This window comes from Gordonia sp. KTR9 (assembly GCF_000143885.2).
Classification (GTDB): Bacteria; Actinomycetota; Actinomycetes; order Mycobacteriales; family Mycobacteriaceae; genus Gordonia.
The window spans coordinates 3,494,170-3,514,911 of sequence record NC_018581.1 but is presented as its reverse complement, the minus strand read 5'-3'; the positions used below and the strand labels follow the sequence as shown (position 1 = coordinate 3,514,911).

The 20,742-nt window shown below is 69.7% G+C and carries 19 protein-coding genes and 1 riboswitch; of the genes, 14 read left to right on the top strand and 5 right to left on the bottom strand.

Translation table 11 applies throughout. From position 1 onward, the window contains the following. Window positions 1–11 precede the first annotated feature (11 nt). On the bottom strand, window positions 12–1,844 hold the full coding sequence (locus KTR9_RS16495) for a DEDD exonuclease domain-containing protein (RefSeq protein ID WP_443134907.1): 1,833 nt from the start codon (window positions 1,842–1,844) through the stop codon (window positions 12–14). Window positions 1,845–2,090: 246 nt separating this feature from the next. On the opposite strand from KTR9_RS16495, the gene KTR9_RS26990 reads away from it, so the two are divergent. The 5 genes from KTR9_RS26990 to KTR9_RS16475 all read left to right on the top strand — a co-directional run bounded on the left by KTR9_RS26990 (window position 2,091) and on the right by KTR9_RS16475 (window position 7,163). Continuing rightward, window positions 2,091–2,321, top strand: a complete 231-nt coding sequence (locus KTR9_RS26990) for a hypothetical protein (protein WP_231632728.1) — start codon at window positions 2,091–2,093, stop codon at window positions 2,319–2,321. A gap of 107 nt (window positions 2,322–2,428) precedes the next feature. Then, a riboswitch (cyclic di-AMP (ydaO/yuaA leader) is annotated at window positions 2,429–2,659 on the top strand. 16 nt (window positions 2,660–2,675) lie between these two features. After that, entirely contained in the window at window positions 2,676–3,359 is a 684-nt protein-coding gene (locus KTR9_RS16490) for a C40 family peptidase (protein WP_014927320.1), read from the top strand. A gap of 232 nt (window positions 3,360–3,591) precedes the next feature. Then, complete coding sequence (locus tag KTR9_RS16485) at window positions 3,592–4,629, top strand: NlpC/P60 family protein (RefSeq protein ID WP_044508021.1); 1,038 nt, start codon at window positions 3,592–3,594, stop codon at window positions 4,627–4,629. 6 nt (window positions 4,630–4,635) lie between these two features. Then, entirely contained in the window at window positions 4,636–6,039 is a 1,404-nt protein-coding gene (locus KTR9_RS16480; RefSeq protein ID WP_014927318.1) for a hypothetical protein, read from the top strand. Then, window positions 6,039–7,163, top strand: a complete 1,125-nt coding sequence (locus tag KTR9_RS16475) for a glycosyltransferase family 4 protein (RefSeq protein ID WP_014927317.1) — start codon at window positions 6,039–6,041, stop codon at window positions 7,161–7,163. Before KTR9_RS16480 ends, KTR9_RS16475 begins: the two co-directional genes overlap by 1 nt. 41 nt (window positions 7,164–7,204) lie before the next feature. Here the strand turns inward: KTR9_RS16475 and KTR9_RS16470 are convergent, their stop codons facing one another. Beyond that, on the bottom strand, window positions 7,205–9,013 hold the full coding sequence (locus KTR9_RS16470) for an AMP-dependent synthetase/ligase (protein WP_014927316.1): 1,809 nt from the start codon (window positions 9,011–9,013) through the stop codon (window positions 7,205–7,207). Between the two features lie 108 nt (window positions 9,014–9,121). Here KTR9_RS16470 and KTR9_RS16465 point away from each other — a divergent pair, with 108 nt between their 5' ends. The 6 genes from KTR9_RS16465 (at window position 9,122) to KTR9_RS16440 (ending at window position 13,809) form a co-directional block, all read left to right on the top strand. Continuing rightward, entirely contained in the window at window positions 9,122–9,580 is a 459-nt protein-coding gene (locus KTR9_RS16465) for a hypothetical protein (RefSeq protein ID WP_044506925.1), read from the top strand. Next, entirely contained in the window at window positions 9,580–10,017 is a 438-nt protein-coding gene (locus KTR9_RS16460) for an SRPBCC family protein (RefSeq protein WP_014927314.1), read from the top strand. The genes KTR9_RS16465 and KTR9_RS16460 overlap by 1 nt, the downstream gene beginning before the upstream one ends. Before the next feature lie 20 nt (window positions 10,018–10,037). Further along, on the top strand, window positions 10,038–11,267 hold the full coding sequence (locus tag KTR9_RS16455) for an ArsA family ATPase (RefSeq protein ID WP_014927313.1): 1,230 nt from the start codon (window positions 10,038–10,040) through the stop codon (window positions 11,265–11,267). Between the two features lie 166 nt (window positions 11,268–11,433). After that, window positions 11,434–11,937, top strand: coding sequence for a hypothetical protein (locus KTR9_RS16450; protein ID WP_044506922.1), 504 nt, complete (start codon window positions 11,434–11,436; stop codon window positions 11,935–11,937). Then, the gene (locus KTR9_RS16445) at window positions 11,937–12,944 is read left to right on the top strand and encodes an ROK family protein (protein ID WP_010843640.1); all 1,008 of its coding nucleotides are present in this window, start codon (window positions 11,937–11,939) and stop codon (window positions 12,942–12,944) included. The genes KTR9_RS16450 and KTR9_RS16445 overlap by 1 nt, the downstream gene beginning before the upstream one ends. Before the next feature lie 154 nt (window positions 12,945–13,098). Continuing rightward, the gene (locus tag KTR9_RS16440; RefSeq protein ID WP_014927312.1) at window positions 13,099–13,809 is read left to right on the top strand and encodes a lysophospholipid acyltransferase family protein; all 711 of its coding nucleotides are present in this window, start codon (window positions 13,099–13,101) and stop codon (window positions 13,807–13,809) included. Window positions 13,810–13,837: 28 nt separating this feature from the next. Here KTR9_RS16440 and KTR9_RS16435 read toward each other — a convergent pair whose 3' ends face one another. Continuing rightward, window positions 13,838–15,409, bottom strand: coding sequence for a mannosyltransferase (locus KTR9_RS16435; protein WP_044506920.1), 1,572 nt, complete (start codon window positions 15,407–15,409; stop codon window positions 13,838–13,840). Between the two features lie 102 nt (window positions 15,410–15,511). Between KTR9_RS16435 and KTR9_RS16430 the strand changes: the two genes are divergently transcribed. After that, complete coding sequence (locus KTR9_RS16430) at window positions 15,512–15,994, top strand: polyadenylate-specific 3'-exoribonuclease AS (protein ID WP_010843643.1); 483 nt, start codon at window positions 15,512–15,514, stop codon at window positions 15,992–15,994. A 43-nt stretch (window positions 15,995–16,037) separates the two neighbouring features. Beyond that, the gene (locus KTR9_RS16425; RefSeq protein WP_014927310.1) at window positions 16,038–17,429 is read left to right on the top strand and encodes a class II 3-deoxy-7-phosphoheptulonate synthase; all 1,392 of its coding nucleotides are present in this window, start codon (window positions 16,038–16,040) and stop codon (window positions 17,427–17,429) included. Window positions 17,430–17,484: 55 nt separating this feature from the next. Here KTR9_RS16425 and KTR9_RS16420 read toward each other — a convergent pair whose 3' ends face one another. Beyond that, window positions 17,485–18,699, bottom strand: coding sequence for a protein kinase domain-containing protein (locus KTR9_RS16420; protein ID WP_014927309.1), 1,215 nt, complete (start codon window positions 18,697–18,699; stop codon window positions 17,485–17,487). 104 nt (window positions 18,700–18,803) lie between these two features. Here KTR9_RS16420 and KTR9_RS16415 point away from each other — a divergent pair, with 104 nt between their 5' ends. Beyond that, on the top strand, window positions 18,804–19,169 hold the full coding sequence (locus tag KTR9_RS16415) for an Rv2175c family DNA-binding protein (RefSeq protein ID WP_010843646.1): 366 nt from the start codon (window positions 18,804–18,806) through the stop codon (window positions 19,167–19,169). Here the strand turns inward: KTR9_RS16415 and KTR9_RS16410 are convergent. After that, window positions 19,157–20,740 carry an alpha-(1->6)-mannopyranosyltransferase A gene (locus tag KTR9_RS16410; RefSeq protein ID WP_014927307.1) on the bottom strand — a complete coding sequence of 528 codons (1,584 nt, stop codon included), beginning with the start codon at window positions 20,738–20,740 and terminating at the stop codon, window positions 19,157–19,159. The two genes, KTR9_RS16415 and KTR9_RS16410, sit on opposite strands and share 13 nt — an antisense overlap. Window positions 20,741–20,742 lie beyond the last annotated feature (2 nt).

Below are 20,742 nucleotides of genomic sequence, written 5' to 3'. Positions count from 1 at the left end.
CAGGCGGCCGGTCAGCTCGCCTGTCGCACGCGAGGTTCCGTGGCGGGCCTGGCCGTGCGCGCGTCGTGCGCTGATCGCGACCAGTCGAGGCGTCGTTCGGCCGAGTAGGCCGGCAGCGCGACCGGCTCACTGGTCGCGACGATCCGCGCGCCCGGTTCGGTCATCCAGCGGTAGACGAGCCCCACCTCCTCGGCGGGCGCGCCGCGCAGCGGACCGTCTCCGGGCACCACGGTCTCGGCCGCGGCGACCAGCGCGTCGACGACGGGCATGGGGGAGACGCCGCGTCGCGCGCGTCCGGCCGCCGCGAGCCGCCCGTGCCGGATCACCGCGAACTGCCATCCCCGTTCGCCATCGGGCCGCGCGACGACGATCTCGGCGATCGCGCACAACGCGGCCAGTCGCTGACACCGGGCGAGGGTGTCGATCGTGAGCGCGAGCCGGTCCCGATGGCGTGCCGCGGTCTCGAACATGTGGGCCTGCGCGAGGTCGGCGAGGCGTGCGGTGAGCCCGTCGAGGAGTTCGTCGGCCTCACCCCGCATGAGTCGGCGGGCCGCGGTGACCCGCGGGGAGTAGTCGGGGACCGTCTGCGGCTGCGCGGTGGCCGCTCGGCACGACCCGGGGCGTCGCCTCCCGTCGGCATCGGGACACCAGTGGTAACCGTTGGCGCCGAGCCGCTTCGTACACGTGCGGAGACCGGCGGCCGTCGAGATCACATCGGCGACGGTCGCCGCACCGGTGCGATTCCCGACCGGGCCGATCGACTCGTCGGTGGGTGTGCGGCTGACTTTCAGACGAGGGAACCGCTCCTCGGTCAGGGTGACCCACCATCCCTTGTGCGGCTGTGTCGACCGCCGGTTGTACGCCGGCGCGTGTGCGCCGAGCAGCCGCAGTTCGCGTACCGCAGCCTCGAGCGGGTGGGAGCATTCCACGATGTCGACCCGCTGCGCGAGGAGCACCATCTCGGCGATGCGGCGGCGGGGGTCGCCACCGGTGAAATACGACCGGACCCGACGGCGTAGGTCCACCGCGGTACCGACATAGAGGACCTCGTCGGACGGGCCGCGGAAGAGGTAGACGCCGGGACGCGAGGGGATGCGGTCGGCGAGACCGCGTTTGGCCCGGAGTCGCGGGTCGGTCCGCGGCAGATAGGACGTCAGGTCGCCGACGGTGGCGATGCCCTGGTTGCCGACGCGCTCGAGGAGCCGGTGGAAGACCTCCACCGTGGCGCGGGCATCGTCGAGTGCCCGGTGCGTGGGGCGCACGGAGACGTCGAACAGGTCGGCGAGGGCGCTGAGCTTGACTGTGGGCGCCTCGTCGCGCGTGAGGATGCGCCGGGCCATGGTCACCGTGCACAGACTCAGGCTGAACGTCCACGGGAGCTGGAGCCGGATCGCGTTCTGGCGCAGGAAGCCCATGTCGAACCGGGCATTGTGGGCCACCAGGATCGAGCCGCGGGCGAACTCGAAGAACGAGGGCAGTACCGACTCGATCCGCGGTGCGTCGGTCAGCATCGCGGTGGTGATGCCGGTGAGGGTGACGATCTGGGGCGGGATGGGTCGACCGGGGTCGACCAGGGTCGCGAACTCGCCGATGATCTCGCCGCCACGGATCTTCACCGCGCCGATCTCCGTGATCCGGTCACGGGCCGGATCGGAGCCGGTGGTCTCGAGGTCTACGACGACGAGGGTCGTGTCGAAGAGTGAGCGGTCGCTGAACTCGTTCGACGACTCGCCGGTGTCCCCCTGATCGGCGGCCTCCAGGTCGGCGAAGGTGAGCTGCCCCGCGGAGGAGCCGGCCACGCTGGTCTGCGTCACCCGGCGAACATTAGTTCGATCCACCGACATCGCGATGACGGCACACCGCGAACTCGGCCTGTGGCTGGTGTGACTGCTGGGTCGACGACTGTTCGACGGGATTTGTCGGTGGGTGCTCCTAGTCTCCACCTGGACGTGAGAAATGCGGTGCTCTCACGGTGACCACGACCCCTACGAGGGCCGACACGGCCCCGCCTCACCAGATGAGATGGAGATCACACCATGTACGTCGACTGTGCACGATGCCCCGCCCGTCCCGTCGCTTGCGACGGGTGCATGATGACGGTGCTGTTTGGCGGTCCGAGCTGGGACGATATGCCCGACGAAGGTGGAGTTTCGGTAACGGCGGCGACGGTCGAGGCGGACGCCGAGATCGACCTCGCGATCGACGTTCTGCAGGCTGCTGCAATGGTGACGAGTGGCGCTGCACGATCTGCAAGATCGGCGAAAACCGCAGTTCAGGCACCAGATCGACGCGCCTCTGTGACGGTCCTCAGGGCCGGTTGAAAAGCGGCCGAGGTTTGGCTGTCTGTCGCTTAGTGGACAGAGCGCATCCGATTTCGTAACCTTTCTGAGACCTTTGCGGAGCGTCCCGCTTCAACAGAAGTGGTCCGCAGTAGTCACCGCTCAATCGCCCTTGCGGCGAACCGGGGAACCACAACCTTCGGGCGGGCTCGTCGGAGCGCATCACCACGGATGCGTCTCAGCGAATCCGTTCCGAATCGGGGTGAATCGCGTTGCCACGCATGAGTGTCCAGTGGATACCTCATGCGCGAAACACGCGTAGGGCCACTCTTCCGGCCCGAACCCGACAGCTAACTCGGTCGGCGGTAGAGGAAGATCTGAAGGAGAACTCGCTTCGTGGCCAAACATCGTTTGGAACAGCCCAATCGTGGCAGCACGGTCGCCAAGAAGGCGGTGATCGCCGGATCGATCACGCTCGGTTCGCTCGCCGCAGCCGCCGGCCCTGCTCTCGCCGCCCCGGTCCACACCCCGCTGGGGACTTTCGAGATCCCGGCCCTGCCCGGTGCGAAGGCCCCGGACGCCAAGCCCGCACCCCCGGCGACGCCCGTGAAGAAGTCGCCCGCGGCCACGGTCGAGATCCCCAACCTTGGACAGTTCACCGTGCCGGGCATCGCCCCTGACCAGATTCCCCAGCAGTTCCGTCCGCAGGGCGGCGCGCCCCTGGGCCAGCCGCAGCTGACCGCGGGTGAGAAGGCCGTCAAGGCCGCTGAGAGCAAGATCGGCTCGCCGTACTCCTACGGTTCCGCCGGCCCCAACGCATTCGACTGCTCGGGTCTCGTCTACTGGTCCTACAAGCAGGCCGGCAAGAACATTCCGCGCGACAGCTACGGCCAGCTCGGCGGCGGACGTGCGGTGTCCTACTCCGAAGCCAAGCCGGGCGACGTCATGATCTTCAACGGTGGCGGCCACGCCGGCATCTATGTCGGCAACGGCCAGTTCGTCCACTCGTCCAACTACGGCACGCCGGTCAAGCGCGACGCCGTCAAGGAGTGGACCCTGACGGGAATCCGTCGTTACTGACGACAACCGAACACGGACAGACTGAGCACGAGGGTCTCGGGACGGGCGGATCGCGTGGATTGCGATCCGCCCGAACCAGTCCAGGGGGCCTGTCGGCGCCCTAGGGTGGTCGACGGGACGTGGGGCACGGGTGACGGGAGGCCCGGGTTGCTCAGGATCGACGAGCACACACGAGGGAGTGAGTAGGACCGTGCTGATCGGGGAGGGGCGGGCTCGCGTCATGCGGCCACCCATGCGTTCGCGTCCGCTGATGTTCGCGGTCTGCGTCCTGTCGGCGCTCGCCGTGCTCATACCGACGGTCTCCGGTGGTGTCGGGGACGCCCGTGCGGTGCCCGCGCGCTCGGCCGATCAGCTGCTCGACCGCTACAAGCAGCTCGGCATCGACGCGGAGAAGACCACCGAGGCGATGCACAACGCGAAGATCGAGTACGACAAGCAGCGCGGCATCGTGGCCACGGCCAAGAGGGCGGCGGCCGAGGCACAGCAGACGCTCGACAGGAGCCGCGCCCAGCTGGCGGTGCACCAGAACCGCGTCGACGCCATCGTGCGCGCCAGCTACCAGGGCGCTCGCGTGAGTGGCCTCTACGCGGTGATGATCAGCGACTCGCCCCAGGCACTGCTCGACCAGATGTCGGGCCTGGACATGATCTCGCGTCAGGCGTCGGCGGATCTCACCGCCATCAAGAAGGTTCGCGCACGCACGGAGATCGCGAAGAAAGACGCCGAGCAGACGGCAGTGGCGGCCTCCGAGGCGGTCTCCCGCGCCGAGCGGGTCCGCGGTGATCTGCAGACGAAACAGGCCGACCTGCAGCTCCAGGCGATCCAGATCCGGGCGATCTACAAGTCCATGACCGGAAAGCAGCTCGCCGCGCTGCGCGGACCGACCTTCGACTTCGATCCGCGTCTGGTGCCCAGGGGTACCGCGGCCGGACTCATCGCGGTACAGGCCGCGCTGACCCGGATCGGTGATCCGTACGTGTGGGGCGCCACCGGACCGAACTCATTCGACTGTTCCGGCCTGATGGTCTGGGCATTCAAGCAGGCGGGCAAGACCATCCCGCGGTCGAGCGAGGCGCAGATGGGTGGCGGGACCGCCGTCGACCGCAACGATCTGAAGCCCGGCGACCTGATCATCTACTACCCGGACGCGCATCACGTCGGCATGTACGTCGGCGACGGATATGTCATCCATGCCTCGACCTTCGGCGTCCCGGTCAAGGTCGTGCCGATCGACGAGGCAGGCCCGTACAACTCCGCTCGCCGGTTCTAGTCCACGGTGATCTCGCGGCGTCGGCGTGCCGGCCTGTCGTCGGCGGTCGTCGCGCTGGTCGTCGTCGGCACGTTCACCGGATGCGGCACGGGTGATCCGCTGGGGGGAGCGAGCCCATCGGCAGGAGCGGAGTCGACGCCGAGTTCCGAGGTCAACGTCTACGAGCGTGATCGTGCCGCGGGGGTGACCAGGCTGCTCGACTCGCTCACCGAGACCGTGCGTTCCGGCGACATACGGGCGATCGGGACCCTGTTCGACACCGCCGCCACCCCCGCGTTCAAGAACAGATTCCTCACCGCGACCAGCACGTTCGCGCCCCGCCGGTTCACGCCGCGCAACGATCGTTCCGGCACTCTGCGGTTCGCAGGGTTCCGGTATCAGCTCGCGCCCACCGAGGAGGCGGAGGTCCTCGTCCCCGGCGAGCTCCAAGAACTCCTCGACGCCGGGGGGAGTTCCGACTCGTGGGTGGCACCGGTGGAGCTGCGCTACGCGCTCGGCGGCGAGACCGTTCCGGGTATCGCCGAGGCCGAGGTGGTCGTCGGCACCCAGTTCGTGGTCGCCCGCCACGGCGACGAGTGGCGCCTCGTCGCCGATGCCGAGGCGCTGGGTCGTGACCCGTCGCCCACCCAGATGTGGGAGCTGCCCGGTCTCCAGGTCGCCGACACCGCGACCGCGGGCGGCACGTCGGTGGTCGCGTCGTACCCGCGAACCGGACCGGCGGTGACGGCGCTTCGGCGTGAGCTGCCGGCCGCGGTCGATGCCGTCAGTGACTTCTGGGGCGACTCCTGGGATCGCCGTGCCGTCATCGTGGCGACCGCGACCGACGTCGAGTTCAGCGCGCTGGTGCCCGACGGGCGCGCGGCCACCGACACGGCGGCGGCCGCGACGGTGTACAGCAGTGTCGACCTGGTGCAGCGCACCGCGACCGGACAGCGGATCATCCTGACCCCGGCGATCCGGGAACTCGCGCCTCCGACACTCGCCGTGGTGCTCCGGCACGAGCTGACGCACGTCGCCGCCCGCACCTCCACCGCGCTCGACGCGCCGCTGTGGATCACCGAGGGGGTGGCCGAGTACGTCGGCCGCAAGGGCACCTACACGCGGTTCGCCGACGCCGCTCCCGATCTGACCGCGACCGTGCGCGCCGGCGCCGTCCCCGCGGGCCCACCCGCCGACGCCGACTTCGCGATGGACGGGCAGACTTCACAGGTGGCTTATCAGAGTGCGTGGTCGTTGGCGGCCTACGTCGCCGATCGGTTCGACGAGGTCCGACTGAAGAAGATGTACGTGGGGGTCGCGGCGTCGGCCGTGCCCACGGCCCAGGACGCGGCGATCGCCTCGAGCCTCGGGCTGACGCGTGCCGAACTGCTCGCCGGGTGGCAGCGCTGGCTGGTACGGCAGGCCGGCTGATGGCCCGGACGTTGCTGCTCACCAACGATTTCCCGCCCCGGCCCGGCGGCATCCAGTCCTACCTCCAGAATCTCGTGGAGCTGCTGCCCCCGGAGGATGTGGTCGTCTACGCGCCTCGGTGGCGGGGCGACTCGCACGAGAAGTTCGACGCGGCGGCGGCATACCGGGTGTACCGGCACCCGACGACCCTCATGCTGCCCACTCCGTTCGTCGCGCGGCGCGCCGCCGAGATCGTGCGCCGAGAACAGATCTCGACGGTGTGGTTCGGGGCGGCCGCACCGCTGGCCGTCCTGGCGCCGGCGATGCGTCGTGCGGGCGCGCAGCGGATCGTCGCGAGCACACACGGTCACGAGGTCGGCTGGTCGATGCTCCCGGGCGCGCGACAGGTGCTGGGTCACATCGGTCGCCACACCGATGTGATCACCTTCGTCAGCCGCTACACCCGCGGCCGTTTCGCATCGGCCTTCGGTGCCCGCGCGGCCCTGGAACATCTGCCCCCAGGCGTCGACACCGAACGTTTCGCCCCGGATCCGGTGCTGCGTCAGCGGTTTCGTGAACGTCTCGACCTGGGGGAGCGGCCGACGATCCTCTGTTTGTCGCGACTTGTGCCGCGCAAGGGTCAGGATGTCCTGATCCGCGCGTTGCCGTTGATCCGGCGCACGATTCCCGACGCCACGCTCGTCATCGTCGGCGGTGGTCCCTATGCGAAGACCTTGCGCGACCTCGCCGCCGACACGGGGGTGGCGGGTGAGGTGATCTTCACCGGTTCGGTGCCCGCCGACGAGCTCGCCGCCTACCACAACATCGCGGACGTGTTCGCGATGCCGTCCCGCACGCGGGGTCGTGGTCTGGACGTGGAAGGGCTGGGCATCGTCTACCTGGAGGCGTCGGCGTCCGGCGTGCCCGTTGTCGCGGGCCTGTCCGGGGGTGCCCCGGAGACCATCGAGGAAGGGGTCACCGGCACCGCCGTCGACGGCACCGATGTCGACGCCGTCGCCCTGGCGACCCTGTCGATCCTCGGTGATCGCGCCGCAGCCGCCGAGATGGGCCGGGCGGGACGGCGATACGTCGTCGAGAACTGGCAGTGGAGCCAGATGGCGGCCCGCCTACGCCAGTTGCTCTGAGGAGCAACCGGCGTAGGCGGCCCACGCCGCCGGCGCTGGGCTCAGCGCTGGTAGATCGCCTCGATGTCGCCGGCGAACTTCTGCACGACGACGTTGCGCTTGACCTTGAGGGTCGGCGTCATCTCGCCGGTCTCCTCGGTGAAATCGGTCGGCAGGATCCGGAACTTCTTGATCGACTCGGCGCTGGACACCGTCTTGTTGGCGAGGTCGACGGCCGACTGCACCTCGGCCCGCAGGTCGGTGTCGTCGGCGAGATCGGCGACCGTCGCGGACGCCGGCTTGCCGGTGCGTTCCTTCCACGCCGGGAACGCCTCGGGATCGATCGTGATGAGTGCGGCCACGAACGGTTTCGCGTCACCGACGACGGTCGCCTGCGAGATCAACGCATTGGCGCGGATGACGTCTTCGAGTCCGGCGGGGGAGACGTTCTTGCCGCCCGCGGTCACGATCAATTCCTTCTTGCGGCCGGTGATGGTGATGAATCCATCGGCATCCACGGTGCCGAGGTCGCCGGTGTGGAACCATCCGTCGACGACCGCCGATGCGGTGGCCTCCGGATTCTGCCAGTACTCGGTGAAGACGACTCCGCCGCGCAGCAGCACCTCGCCGTCGTCCCCGATCCGAACGGCGTTGCCCGACAACGGCTTCCCGACGCTGCCGATCTTCGATGCCGACGGGGTGTTCACGCTGAAGGCCGCGGTGGTCTCGGTCAGCCCGTAACCCTCGAATACGGGCACGCCGACGCCGGAGAAGAAGTGGCCCAGGCGGGCGCCGAGCGGAGCGCCACCGGAGATCGCCATCTGGCATTCGTCGCCGAGGGCGGCGCGGAGCTTCTTGTAGACGAGCGCGTCGAAGGCGCCGTGCTTGACCTTCAGCGCGAGGCCGACCTGCCCCTTCTCCTTCGCCTGCGAGTAGGCGATCGCGGTGTCCGACGCGGCGTCGAAGATCTTGCCCTTGCCGCCGTCGTGGGCCTTCTGGCGTGCGGTGTTGTAGACCTTCTCGAAGACGCGCGGCACCGACAGGATGAGCGACGGTTTGAAGACGGCGAATTCGTCCACCAGGTTCGGGATGTCGCTGGTGTGCCCGACCTCCGCGCCGGCTTCGATGGCGACGAGCGTGATGGCCCGGGCGAGCACGTGGGCGAGGGGGAGGAACATCAGCAGGCGCTTGGAGTCGCGGGCGATGACCTTGTCGAGGATGTCGCCGGCCAGAACCGCCCGTACCTCGGACAGCATGTTCGCGTGGGTGAGCTCGCAGCCCTTCGGGCGTCCGGTGGTGCCCGAGGTGTAGATCAGGGTCGCCGGGTCGGCGGCCTTGACGGTGGCCCGGCGGGCTGCGACCTCGTCGTCGTGGACGTCGGCGCCCGCCGCGACGAGCTCGTCGACGGCCCCCGGCGCGCCGGTGCGGTCGATCTGGAAGACGGTGACCGGCGCGGTGAGGGAATCGATGGACTCGAACTCGGCGCGATGTCCGTCGTCCTCGAGGACGATCGCCACGGCACCGGAATCCTGCATGATCCACTCGATCTGACCCGCGGAGGAGGAGTCGTAGATCGGAACAGTGATCGCGCCGGCCGACCAGATCGCGAAGTCGAACAGGTTCCACTCGAGGCGGGTGCGCGACAGCAGCGCCACCCGGTCGCCGGGATTGACGCCGGATGCGATCAGCCCCTTGGCGATCGCGGAGATCCGGGAGGCGGCGTCGGCGGCAGTCACCGGTTCCCACCGGTCGCCCTGCTTGTGGCGGAACACGATGTGCTGCGGTGACCGCTCCGCCAGGCCGAAGATGATGTTCGTGCAGTTCTCGTCGTCGGCGATCGAGAACTTCGCGGGCACGCTGTACTCACCCATCGTGGTTACCCTCCAGTAGACATCAGTGACCGAATCGTATCCCCGCTGCTGAACGGGACTGATCGCGACGTCGGTTTCGGGTGCACTACCCTGCGTCGACGCGAGTATGTGAAGCTAGTGGGCGTGACGAGCATCCAGGTGGCCGACGAGGTCTTCGTCGCCGCGGCACCGCCGTCGGCAGCCGCCGTGATCGGCGACCCCGCCAACTGGCGCAAATGGTGGCCGGACCTCCGTCTGGCGGTCACCGAGGACCGGGGCGAGCAGGGCGTGCGCTGGCGGGTCGAGGGTCCGGTGTCGGGGACGATGGAGATCTGGAACGAGGCGGTCCTCGACGGCTTCGTCCTTCATTATTTTCTCCACGCCGAGCCCACCGGCCCGCTGCCCGAGGACGCGCGAGCCCGGGCCGACGTGCTGGCCGAGGTGAACAAGCAGCGTCGGGTGACGGGCAAGGACGTCTCCTTCGAGGTCAAGAGACTGCTGGAGGACGGCCGTGTCATCGGTGGGCCGGCGGCCGGGCACGAGGCCGCCGCACCAGGACGAGACGCGTCCGCGGCCGGGACACGGTGATGGCCGACCACACCGAACGCGACATCGTCATCGGCGCCGACGCCGACGCCATCCTCGCCGTCATCGCCGACTTCGAGCACTATCCCGAGTGGGTGACCGCGGCTCGCGAGGTCGAGGTGCTGCGCACCGATGAGTCCGGCCGCGCCACCGAGGTCCGGTTCATGCTCGACGCCGGAGTCCTGCAGGACACGTATGTGCTTGCCTACGAATGGGATCCGAACACCACAGCGGTCTCGTGGCGCCTGGTGTCGAGTGATCTGCAGAAGGATCAGCGCGGGCGTTACGTACTCACTCAACAGGTTCCGGGATCGACGAAGGTGACCTATGAACTCATGGTCGACCTGCAGGTGCCGATGATCGGACAGCTGAAACGGCGCGCCGAGAAGGCCATCACCGATGCTGCGCTGAACGACCTCAAGAAGAGGGTCGAAGGCTGATCGATCTCACACCCATCCACGTGGTGCTCGGTCCGGGGGGCTCTGGTGTCTCCGCGATCGCAGCCGCCGGCGCGACCCAGCGCCCCGTCGCGAACCGGGCGGCGCGACCCTCGCCCCGATCGGGCCTCGCCGCCGCCGAATCCGACACCCTCCTCATCACCGTCGACCGCTGGTCGCCGGTGCACGAGTGGGCACGGGTGTATCGCCGGCCCGGGGAGCCCGTCGTGGTCTCCAAGTACCTCCACCTGCTGAGCCTGGACCGGCTGGACCTCACCGAACGCACGTGGTCGGCTTTCGTCGACGTCCTCGAGCACACGGTGAGCCGCAGCAAGACGATGTTGCCCGGGGTCGGCGCGCTGGCCGGGATCGACGCCGCCGAGCTCACCTCGCTGCCGGGGATCGACGACTTCCTCCTGCTGCGGCGTATCCGGGACGAGGCGGTCAGCGGCCGGTGGCAGCGGATCGTCGTCGACTGTTCCGGGTGTGGTGACCCACTGCAATTCCTGCGCGGCGGAGCGGTTCTCAGCCAAGCGCTGAATCGGTTCTGGCCGCGGCACCGCCGTCTCGCGATGGCCGCCGAACGTCCGGTGGTCGCCCAGCTGACGGCCGCCGTCGACGCCATCGACCGCGATTGCCTCGACATCGCCGAACTGTTCGCCGACCCCCACGCGGTGGCGGTGCACCTCGTGCTCGCCGCCGACGACCGGAGCCGGCGACTGACCGGTCATCACCTCGCCGCCGCCGACCTCATGGGGCTGCCCCTGGCCTCGGTCCAGGTCAACGGTGGCGTCGGCGCCGAGCCCGTGGCCGAGATCGCCGAGATGGTGCAGGCCGAACTCGCGGCTGCCGACGGCTCCCCATCCGTCCGCGTCCAGGTCGTCGAGAAGTCGGCCGACACGATCGATCGCATGGCCCGGCTCCGCAAGCTCGCGGTGTCGCTGCCGGCGCCGCACGGCATGCCGCGGGGGTCGGCCGCGGCCGAGGTCGAGGCGGGGCAGGGACGCGTGGGCGGCGGACCGGCCGGCCCGGTGTATCGGCTGTCGTGGCCGCAGCGCCTACCCGATCCGGATTCGCTGGCCCTCGGGCGCAGCGGAGACGACCTGCTGGTGACGATCGCGGGTTTCCGCCACCCGGTGCGCCTGCCGTCGGTGCTGCGGCGATGCACGGTGGTCGACGCCGACTGGGACGGAACGAACCTGGGCATCGGGTTCGTCCCCGATCCGTCGGTCTGGCCCCGGCCCCAGAACTGATCCGGTCACTCTCGGCGCGGAACGGCGATGGTGGAATGGATCCGCCCGAGCGGGGTACGTTCGCCAGACCGCACCGAGTGACCCGGCACGGTACGGTGCCGGTGATCCGGACGACAGACATGCGGGTGGGTGTACCCGCGGGGCCAGGAGAAGGGGAGAGTTCGCGATGGGCACGGACGACGAGACGTTCCGCCAGGCCGGTGAGGGGTCTGCGCACGAGCGTCGAGACGAATCCGCCGACCCGGTGCGTGACCTGCTGCTCGGACTGGCCACCCAGATCGACCACCTGGCCGCGCTCTTCGCGCCTGCCCCGCAGACGGCCGCCCCCGGCGGTGGGACTGCGGCCGGGACCCGGCCCGGTTTCGCGGCCTTCGCCGACGGTGGCCCGCTCGGACACGCTCTCGCCGAGGCATCGGGGGAGATCACCTCGCTGCTCGCGGAGATCGGCGACCTCGTCGCCCGGCTGATCGCGGCGGTGATCGCCGTGCTCGAGGCCGTCGCCGAGGCGCTGCGATCCTCACCCACCGCGTCGGCGGCGCCACGCCAGTACGAGCCGATCGCGGTGCGATTCAACGCCCCGGCAGGTCGCGACGCCGCGGCGCCGCATCCTGGTGACACACCGCGACGGGCCACGCCGCCCCCCGAACCCGGTCCCGGGCAGGAGAACTGATGGGCGATCTGACGATCGGCATCGACATCGGCGGCACCAGCGTGCGCGCGTCGGTGGTCGACGACCGCGGGACGATGCTCGACACGCTCCGTGCGCAGACCCCGCCCACCGCGGCCGCGCTCGAACACTGCCTGGACCGGCTCGTCGGCGAGCTGACCTCCCGGTGGGACGCGAAGGCCGTCGGGCTCGCGATCGCCGGTTTCCTCACCACCGACCGCCGGATCGTCCGGTTCGCGCCGCACCTGCCCTGGCGTGAGGCGCCGGTGGCCGAGGAGATGACCCGGCGCGTGGGCATCCCGGTCTACGCCGAACACGACGCCAATGCCGCCGCGGTGGCCGAATGGCGATTCGGCGCGGCTGCGCGCGGTCACAACACCGTCGTCCTTGCGATCGGTACCGGAATCGGTGCGGGATTCGTCATCGACGGGGAGATCTACCGCGGAAGTTACGGGGTGGCACCGGAACTCGGACATCTGACGATCGTCCCGGACGGGCGTGCCTGCGCCTGCGGCAAACGCGGCTGCTGGGAGCGGTACTGCAGCGGGACCGCATTGGTGGACACCGTCGTGGAGTTGCTGGCCGACGGCGACTGGGGACGCAGTCAACTCGCGGCGGACGTCGCGGCCGATCCCGGGTCGCTGACCGGCCGGCGGGTCGCCCGGGCCGCCGCCGACGGGGACGCGGTGGCGCTGGCGGCGTTCGGACGGTTCGCGACGTCGCTGGGCCAGGGGCTCGCGATGATCGCCGACATCTTCGACCCCGACCTCATCGTGCTGGCCGGCGGTGTCGGCGCGGCGTCGGGTCTGTTCCTCGACGAGGCCCGGGAACACTACGCCCGGCAGGTCACCGGCGCCGGGCACCGCCAGCTCGCTCGCATCCGCGGTACCCAACTCGGCGAGACGGCCGGCGTCGTCGGCGCGGCAGAGGTTGCGCGCCAGGCGATCCGGGCGACCGCCCGCTCCCTCGCCGAACCCGGCCCCGAGTCGCGTCCGGTCTCCGGGCTCTGAGCTTGCCGGCGAGGCCACGGCCGGTCCCGGCCGGGCGGTAGAGTTCGACGCGGGTAAGGTCTTGGCGTCGGGCCACCCGTCGGTTCCGCGGTCTCCGCGGGTCGATCGGCCGGCGGATGGTCATCGGGTCGGTGTGCGCGGCGAGGAGAATCTCATGTGGTACTGGGCGTTCAAGTACATCTTCATCGGCCCGGTCCTGCGGGTCCTCGGCCGGCCGTCCATCGAAGGGCACGAGAACATCCCGACCGACGGTCCGGCGATCCTGGCCAGCAATCACCTCGCGGTGATGGACAGCTTCTTCCTCCCGCTGATGGTCAACCGACGGATCTACTTCCTCGCGAAGAGCGAGTACTTCACCGGCACCGGACTCAAGGGGAGATTCCAGCGCTGGTTCTTCACCGCCGTCGGACAGATTCCGATCGACCGATCCGGAGCGCAGGCGGCTGAGGGCGCACTCACCGCGGCACGCCGCCAGCTCGACAAGGGCAAGCTGATGGGGATGTATCCCGAGGGCACCCGATCGCCCGACGGACGCCTCTACAAGGGAAAGACCGGGCTCGCCCGGCTGGCCATGGACACCGGGGTTCCGGTCATTCCCGTCGCGATGATCGACACCCACAAGTTCAACCCGCCCGGCAGTGTCCTCCCGCGACCCACCCGGGTGGCGGTCCGCATCGGCAAGCCCCTGGACTTCTCGAGGTACGAGGGCATGGAGGGCAACCGCTTCATCGAACGAGCGGTCACCGACGAGATCATGTACGAGCTGATGCAGCTGTCGGGTCAGCAGTATGTCGACGTCTACGCCGCGAGCCTCAAGAACCAGGCACCGCCGGTCGATCCGCCGGCGGCCGACGCCGCCGCCTGAGGCGCACCCGACGCCGGGCCGCCGCGGATCAGCCGGTGTCGCCCACGGGGGTGCCGTCGAGGACGGCGCACAACTCCGGAATCCAGTCGCGATCGGCCGGGACGATCTCGGCGACGTCGAAGAGTCGTAGTTCGTCGGCGGAGAACCACCGCACGTCGAGGTGTTCGAGCGCCGTCGGCGTCCCCGAACGCAGCCGTGCCACATAGGCGTGCAGGGTCAGGTCACCGGGCAGCGCCACAGGGGAGCCCACCCCCTCCGCCGGTTCGACCTCGGCGCCGAGTTCCTCGCGGATCTCCCGGACCAGCGCCGCCGCATGCGTTTCCCCCGACTCCACGCGGCCGCCGGGTAGTTCCCAGCGACCGGCGAGTTCGGCCGGGCGCGACCGCTGCGCGAGGAGCAACCGGCCGTCGACGATGATCGCCGCGGCGACCACGTCGAGCGGTCGGGTGCCCGCGGTGTCGTCGCGCGCGGCGCGAGTCGCGATCATCCAGGCGAAGGTGACGAAGGTGGCGACCGGCCACGCGGCCCCGAAGATCGCCTCGAGTGCGGCCGGGGGATGAGGACCGTACTCGATGGTGACGCGCAGCAGCCACGGGATGCCGAGTCCGGCGACCGCCACCCACATCGCGAGCACGACCCGCGCACCCCGACGCCGCGATCCGGCGCCGTGGACGAGCCAGATCGCCAGCGGGATGACCCACACCCAGTGATGCACCCACGAGATCGGCGACATCAGCAGCCCGAAGAACTGCACGACGAGCAGGATGCCCAGCGCGTCGGACACCGACCGCCAGGCGAACACGGCCACCACGAGCGCGATCAGGACGCCGACCATCCAGATCCAGCCCGTCCCCACGTCGAAGCCGACGAAGCGGGACAGGGTGCCGCGCAGGCTCTGGTTGATCACCGCCTCGACCGGACCGATGCGCTCGGCGTCGCCGAAGAGGGTTCCGTAATAGGTGCGGGTGATGTCCGGGAAGAGCAGCAGGCACCCGAGGACCGTGAACACGAACGCGCCCGCGGCGGCCACCGCACCCAGGGGCTTGCGGGCGGCCAGATACCAGAGACCGGTGATCGCCGGGGTCAGCTTGATGCCCGCCATCAGACCGATGAGCGCGCCGCCGGCCAGCACCCCGCGATCGCTGCGCGCCCACGACACCGCCAGCAGGGTGCCCAGCATCAGGAAGACGTTGATCTGGCCGTAGTCCAGGGTGACCCGCACCGGCTCGCACCAGATCGCGGGCGCGGTCCACAACGCGGCCATGGCGTAGACGTCGGTGGTCGATCCGCACAGGCGCAACGCGAGCACGATGCAGGCGTACAACGCGCCGAAGGTCGCGAGCTGCCAGCCGATCGCCACCAGGTCCCACGGCACGAGTGACAGCGGGTACAGCACGACGGCCGCGAACGGGGGATAGGTGAAGGGCAGCGCGAAGTCGGTCTCACCGGCGTAGGTGAAGACATAGAGCGACCCGTCGGCGAGACCCGCCGAACCGTCGCGGTAAACGTGCAGGTCCACGAAGTTCCTGCCGTTCACGGTCAGCGTGTCCCAGACGAGCCGCGCGATGATCGACGCCGCCAGGAGAGCGGTCGCCAGCACAGACCTGGAGCGCACGAAATACCAGGGTAGACAGCCGGAGGGCGGTATGGCGAAACGGTGCGCGGTGCGCGGGTCGGCGCGAGGGTGTGTGAATCTTGACCCATGCGCTTCTTCTACGACTCGGAGTTCATCGAGGACGGCACCACCATCGAGCTGGTCTCGATCGGGGTCGTCGGTGAGGACGGTCGCGAGTTCTATGCGGTGTCGACCGAATTCGACCCCGGCCGCGCCGGGGACTGGGTGCGGGCCAACGTGTTGCCGAAGCTGCCGTCGCCGTCGTCGTCCGCGTGGCGGGACCGGCGCCGGATCCGTGAGGATCTGCTCGAGTTCCTCACCGCCGACGGCACCGACATCGAGCTGTGGGCCTGGGTGGGCGCCTACGACCACGTCGTGCTCTGCCAGTTGTGGGGTCCGATGACCGCGCTACCGCGTGAGATCCCGCGGTTCACCCGCGAACTTCGCCAGCACTGGGAGGCAGCGGGCCGGCCGCCGCTTCCGCCCACGCCGTCGGACGCACACGACGCGCTGAGCGACGCCCGGCACAACCTGCGCCGCTGGGAGGCGATCGAGAAAACCCGCGTCTGACCCGCGAACGGGTCGTGCGCCCCGCCTCCATTACCCTGGACGGGTGGTGAACTGGACCGTAGACGTGCCGATCGACGAGCTCCCCGAGCTTCCTCCGCTCCCGGGTGATCTCCAATCGCGTTTCGACGACGCGCTCAGCCGCCCGGCGGTGCAACAGCCGAGCTGGCCGGCCGACGAGGCGCGCAAGATGCGAACCGTGCTCGAGTCGGTTCCGCCGATCTGCATGCCCGCCGAGGTCCAGACACTCGCCGCGCAGCTGGCCGACGTCGCCGAGGGGCGTGCGTTCCTCCTCCAGGGCGGTGACTGCGCGGAGACCTTCGCCGACAACACCGAGCCGCACATCAAGGGCAACATCCGGACGCTGCTCCAGATGGCCGTCGTGCTCACCTACGGCGCCAGCATGCCGGTGGTGAAGGTCGCGCGGATCGCGGGCCAGTACGCCAAGCCGCGATCGTCCGACACCGACGCGCTGGGTCTGCCCTCCTACCGCGGGGACATGGTCAACGGATTCCCGGCCGACGCGGCGGTACGCGCGCACGATCCGTCGCGACTGGTGCGTGCCTATGCGAACGCGGCCGCCGCGATGAACCTGGTCCGCGCCCTGACCCAGGCCGAGGCGGATCTGAGCCGGGTCCACGACTGGAATCGTGAATTCGTCCGCACGTCGCCGGCCGGCGCGCGCTACGAGGCGCTCGCGTCCGAGATCGACCGCGGTCTGCGGTTCATGGACGCGTGCGGCGTCACCGACTCGAACCTGAACTCCGCCTCCATCTTCGCCTCGCACGAGGCACTCGTCCTCGACTACGAGCGCGCCATGCTGCGTCTGGCCGACGACCCCGACGGTCCGGGCAAGGTGCTCTACGATCTGTCGGCCCACTTCCTGTGGATCGGTGAGCGGACCCGTCAGCTCGACGGTGCGCACATCGCGTTCGCCGAGCTCGTCAGCAACCCGATCGGGGTGAAGATCGGGCCGACGACGACCCCCGAGCAAGCCGTCGAGTACGTCGAACGTCTCGATCCCCACAACGTGCCGGGTCGACTCACGCTCGTCGCGCGGATGGGCAACGGCAAGGTCCGGGACGTGCTGCCGGCGATCGTCGGCGCCGTCGAGGCGACCGGGCACAAGGTCATCTGGCAGTGCGATCCGATGCACGGCAACACGCACGAGGCGTCGACCGGGTTCAAGACCCGGCACTTCGACCGCATCGTCGACGAGGTGCAGGGCTTCTTCGAGGTCCATCGCGCGCTGGGCAGCCATCCCGGCGGCGTCCACGTCGAACTGACCGGCGAGGACGTCACCGAGTGTCTCGGTGGCGCACAGGAGATCTCGGATCTCGACCTCGGCGGCCGCTACGAGACCGCCTGCGATCCCCGGCTGAACACCCAGCAGTCGCTCGAACTGGCCTTCCTCGTCGCGGAGATGCTGCGCGGCTGAACCTCGCTTCGGTCCGGGCCCGCGACCGGCGGGTCAGGCGGCGTAGAGCAGTGGGTCAGCCGATGGCCAGGAACGTGCTGCCGACCCAGAATCCGACGGCGCCGAGCCCGGCGGTCAGCAGCAGCACGACGACGATCCACAGCACCGCTCCCAGGCGGCTGCCGCCGACGAGTTCGGGCTCCACGACCTCGGGCCGGCTGCGGCGACTCACCGGACGAGACGGCGGTGCGAGGTCGTCGCGGTCCGCCGCCGGTTGCTCGACCGGGGTGTCGGCGGTCGCCGGCCGCACCGGCTCGGACGCCGGGGTGTGCGGACCGGGTACCGACTGCACCCGTGTGCCGTGCCCGGCGGGATCGTGGCCTCGGTAGCGGGACATCGTCTGTCGTTCGGCCGACCGGCGCGGGGCCGGCACCGTGAACGGCGGGAGATCGAGTTCGTCGGCGACCGTGAGCAGCGCCCGCTGCATGTCGAAGCCGTCCACGTACCGGTCGGCGGGGTTGCGTTCGGTTGCGCGCAGCACGATCTCGTCGAACTCCTCGGGCACCCCGGCGATCACGTCACCGGGCGCCGGGACGTCGAAACTGAGGCGCTGGTAGGCGAGTGCGAGCGGCGAGTCGCCGGAGAAAGGTGTTCTGCCCGTGAGGAGTTCGAACATCATCACGCCCATGGAGTAGACGTCGCTGCGGGCATCGGCGTGGGTGGACTCGACCTGTTCGGGGGAGAGGTAGGCGGCGGTCCCGAGGATCACGCTCGCCGAGGTGACCCCCGCCTCGGCGACCGCCCGCACCAGTCCGAAGTCGGCGACCTTGACCTCGCCCTCGTCGGAGATGAGCACATTCTCCGGTTTCACGTCGCGATGGACCAGGCCCGCGGCGTGTGCGGTGCCGAGCCCGCCCAGTACCGGCGCGGCCACCGCGACGACGGCATGGGGCGGCATCGGGCCGCGTTCACGCAACAGTTCTCGCAGACTGCCCCCGTCGACCAGTTCCATCACCAGGAACGCGATGCCGTTGTCGATGCCCTGGTCGTACACGGCGACGAGCCCCGGATGCTTCAGACCGGCGACCGCGCGTGCCTCGAACTCGAAGCGGCGCAAGAACTGTGGGTCGCCGGAGTACCGGGAGTCCATCACCTTCACCGCCACGTCGCGTCCCAGCCGCAGGTCGACCGCGAGATAGACCGCCGACATGCCGCCGCGCGCGATGGGCGCGTCGATCCGGTACCGGTCCTCAAGGACCGCCCCCAGCATGGCGTCGACGGGAGAGTTCACGGTGTACGAATCTACCTGCCGCCCGGGACGGTCGGGGGCAGGCAACGCGGTGCACGTCACGCCGCAGGTTTCACCCGACCCCGATGACCCGCTAGGCTTTCGGCGTGGGTTCCCTACCTCTCTCGCCCGACAAGCTGCCCGCCGATCTCGAGGTGCTGTCGGTCGACGACGTCGCCGACCGGCTACACGTGTCGACAAACCGGGTCCGGACACTCATCCGCGATCACCACCTGCTCGCCGTGTCCCGCAACGGTCATCCGGTGATCCCGGCGGTGTTCTTCGACGACGACGGGGTCGTCAAGCACTTCTACGGTCTGGTCGAGGTGCTCCTCGACGGCGGATTCACCCGCGACGAGGCGATGTCGTGGCTGTTCACCGAGCACGACGACCTCGGCCTCCATCCCGCCGCGGCGCTGCACACCCACTCCGCGCGTGAGGTCATCCGGAGGGCCCAGGCTCAGGCCTTCTGACCTGTCCCGTCCCGCACCGTGTGCCCGTTCGCGCCCGATGCGTCCGGCGGCCCACCGCTCACCCCGGCCCATCGCCCGAACCGGCTCAGCCGCAACGGGTCCCGATGGGACAGCGACCAGGCCGCGAGTCCCGCGAGTGCTGCTGCCAGCGCCACCTCGACCGGCTTGTAGAAGACGATCGCGTCGTCGGGCTGGAAGACGATCAGCAGGAACGTCGAAGCTCCTACGACCGTCGCCCGCACCCACACGGGCAGGTCGAAGGCCACCACGATCACCAGCACCCACGTGTAATACCAGGGCAGAGTCGACGGTTCGAGCAGCAGTACGGCCAGCATCGCCCAGGCCATTCCGGCCACCGCATCGCGGACGTCGTGCCGGTGCCGCCACCACACCGCGACGAGTGTCACCGCGAGGACGACCGAACCGATCGCCCGCGTGACCTCGAGGACCGGTTGCAGGTTGAGCGCGACGAACGGTGCGGCGACCAGGGTCACGAGATGGGCGGCGAGGGTCGGGATGGTGAACCAGTTGATGATGACGTCGGCCCACCCCAGGCCGGTGAGCCAGCCGAGTCCCAGACCGATCGCCAGGGTCCACACCCCGAACACCGCCACCGCGATCCCGACGATCGACACGAACACCGTCACGACGTCGCGGGGCGTCACGGGCCGACGAGAGCGGATGTGCGACAGCCAGATCCACAGGACGAACGGCAACGCGATCCCGGCGGTGATCTTGATCGACACGGCGAGCGCCAGGACCGACGTGCCCAGCACGTGCCGGCCGTCGACCACAAGGACGATCCCGGTGACGAGGACGCCCATCATCAGCAGCTCGACGTGCGGCCCGGCCACGAGGTGGATCAGCACCATCGGGTTGAACAGCACCAGCCAGAGTCCGGCCTGGGGGGAGGCCCCGAACCGTTCGGCCAGTCGCGGGATCGCCCACAGCGACAAGAAGAGTCCGGGCAGCAGCACGAGCCGGATGGCCAGGACGCCCAGGATCACGTGATCGCCGGTGATCTCGGTGACCACGCGCAGCATCCCCATGAAGAACGGGCCGTACGGGGCGGTCGTCGTGGCCCAGACCTGCGCCATACTGTCCACGAGTGGACCGGGAACATGAGCGGGACCGTCGGCGTAGGGGTCGAAACCGGCACCGAACACGGCGCCCTGCGCCAGATAGGCGTAGACGTCGCGGGAGTACACCGGCACCGCCACGAGCAGCGGGGCGGCCCACACCAGCACCCACCGGCGCAGCACCCGGGTCGTCGGCACGGCGTCCGTCGTGTCTGCGACGGGGTCCGGATCGGCGGCGCGCTTCGCTTCGATGATCCGACGACCCATCCGGACCCAGCCGAACACCATCAGGAACACGCCCAGCCAGAACAGGGTGCCGAAGACGTTCTTTCCGTGTCCGTAGGTGATCCAGCTCAGGCCCAGGTCGGAGAGGAGGGCGGAGTTGCGCGGCGGGTCGCCGACGCCGAAGCTGCCGAGACAGACGAGCACAGACCCGATCGCACCGAGGACGAGATCGCCCCGGCCGGCGCCACCGGCGGCGGCGCGCGTCACGG

Excerpts from the sequence above, each read along its gene's own strand:
- KTR9_RS16495 (WP_443134907.1), bottom strand. The coding sequence starts at position 1,844 with ATGTCGGTGGATCGAACTAATGTTCGCCGGGTGACGCAGACCAGCGTG.
- KTR9_RS16430 (WP_010843643.1), top strand. The coding sequence starts at position 15,512 with ATGCGCTTCTTCTACGACTCGGAGTTCATCGAGGACGGCACCACCATC.
- KTR9_RS16440 (WP_014927312.1), top strand. The coding sequence starts at position 13,099 with ATGTGGTACTGGGCGTTCAAGTACATCTTCATCGGCCCGGTCCTGCGG.
- KTR9_RS16485 (WP_044508021.1), top strand. The coding sequence starts at position 3,592 with ATGCGTTCGCGTCCGCTGATGTTCGCGGTCTGCGTCCTGTCGGCGCTC.
- KTR9_RS16445 (WP_010843640.1), top strand. The coding sequence starts at position 11,937 with ATGGGCGATCTGACGATCGGCATCGACATCGGCGGCACCAGCGTGCGC.
- KTR9_RS16460 (WP_014927314.1), top strand. The coding sequence starts at position 9,580 with ATGGCCGACCACACCGAACGCGACATCGTCATCGGCGCCGACGCCGAC.
- KTR9_RS16475 (WP_014927317.1), top strand. The coding sequence starts at position 6,039 with ATGGCCCGGACGTTGCTGCTCACCAACGATTTCCCGCCCCGGCCCGGC.
- KTR9_RS26990 (WP_231632728.1), top strand. The coding sequence starts at position 2,091 with ATGATGACGGTGCTGTTTGGCGGTCCGAGCTGGGACGATATGCCCGAC.
- KTR9_RS16450 (WP_044506922.1), top strand. The coding sequence starts at position 11,434 with ATGGGCACGGACGACGAGACGTTCCGCCAGGCCGGTGAGGGGTCTGCG.
- KTR9_RS16470 (WP_014927316.1), bottom strand. The coding sequence starts at position 9,013 with ATGGGTGAGTACAGCGTGCCCGCGAAGTTCTCGATCGCCGACGACGAG.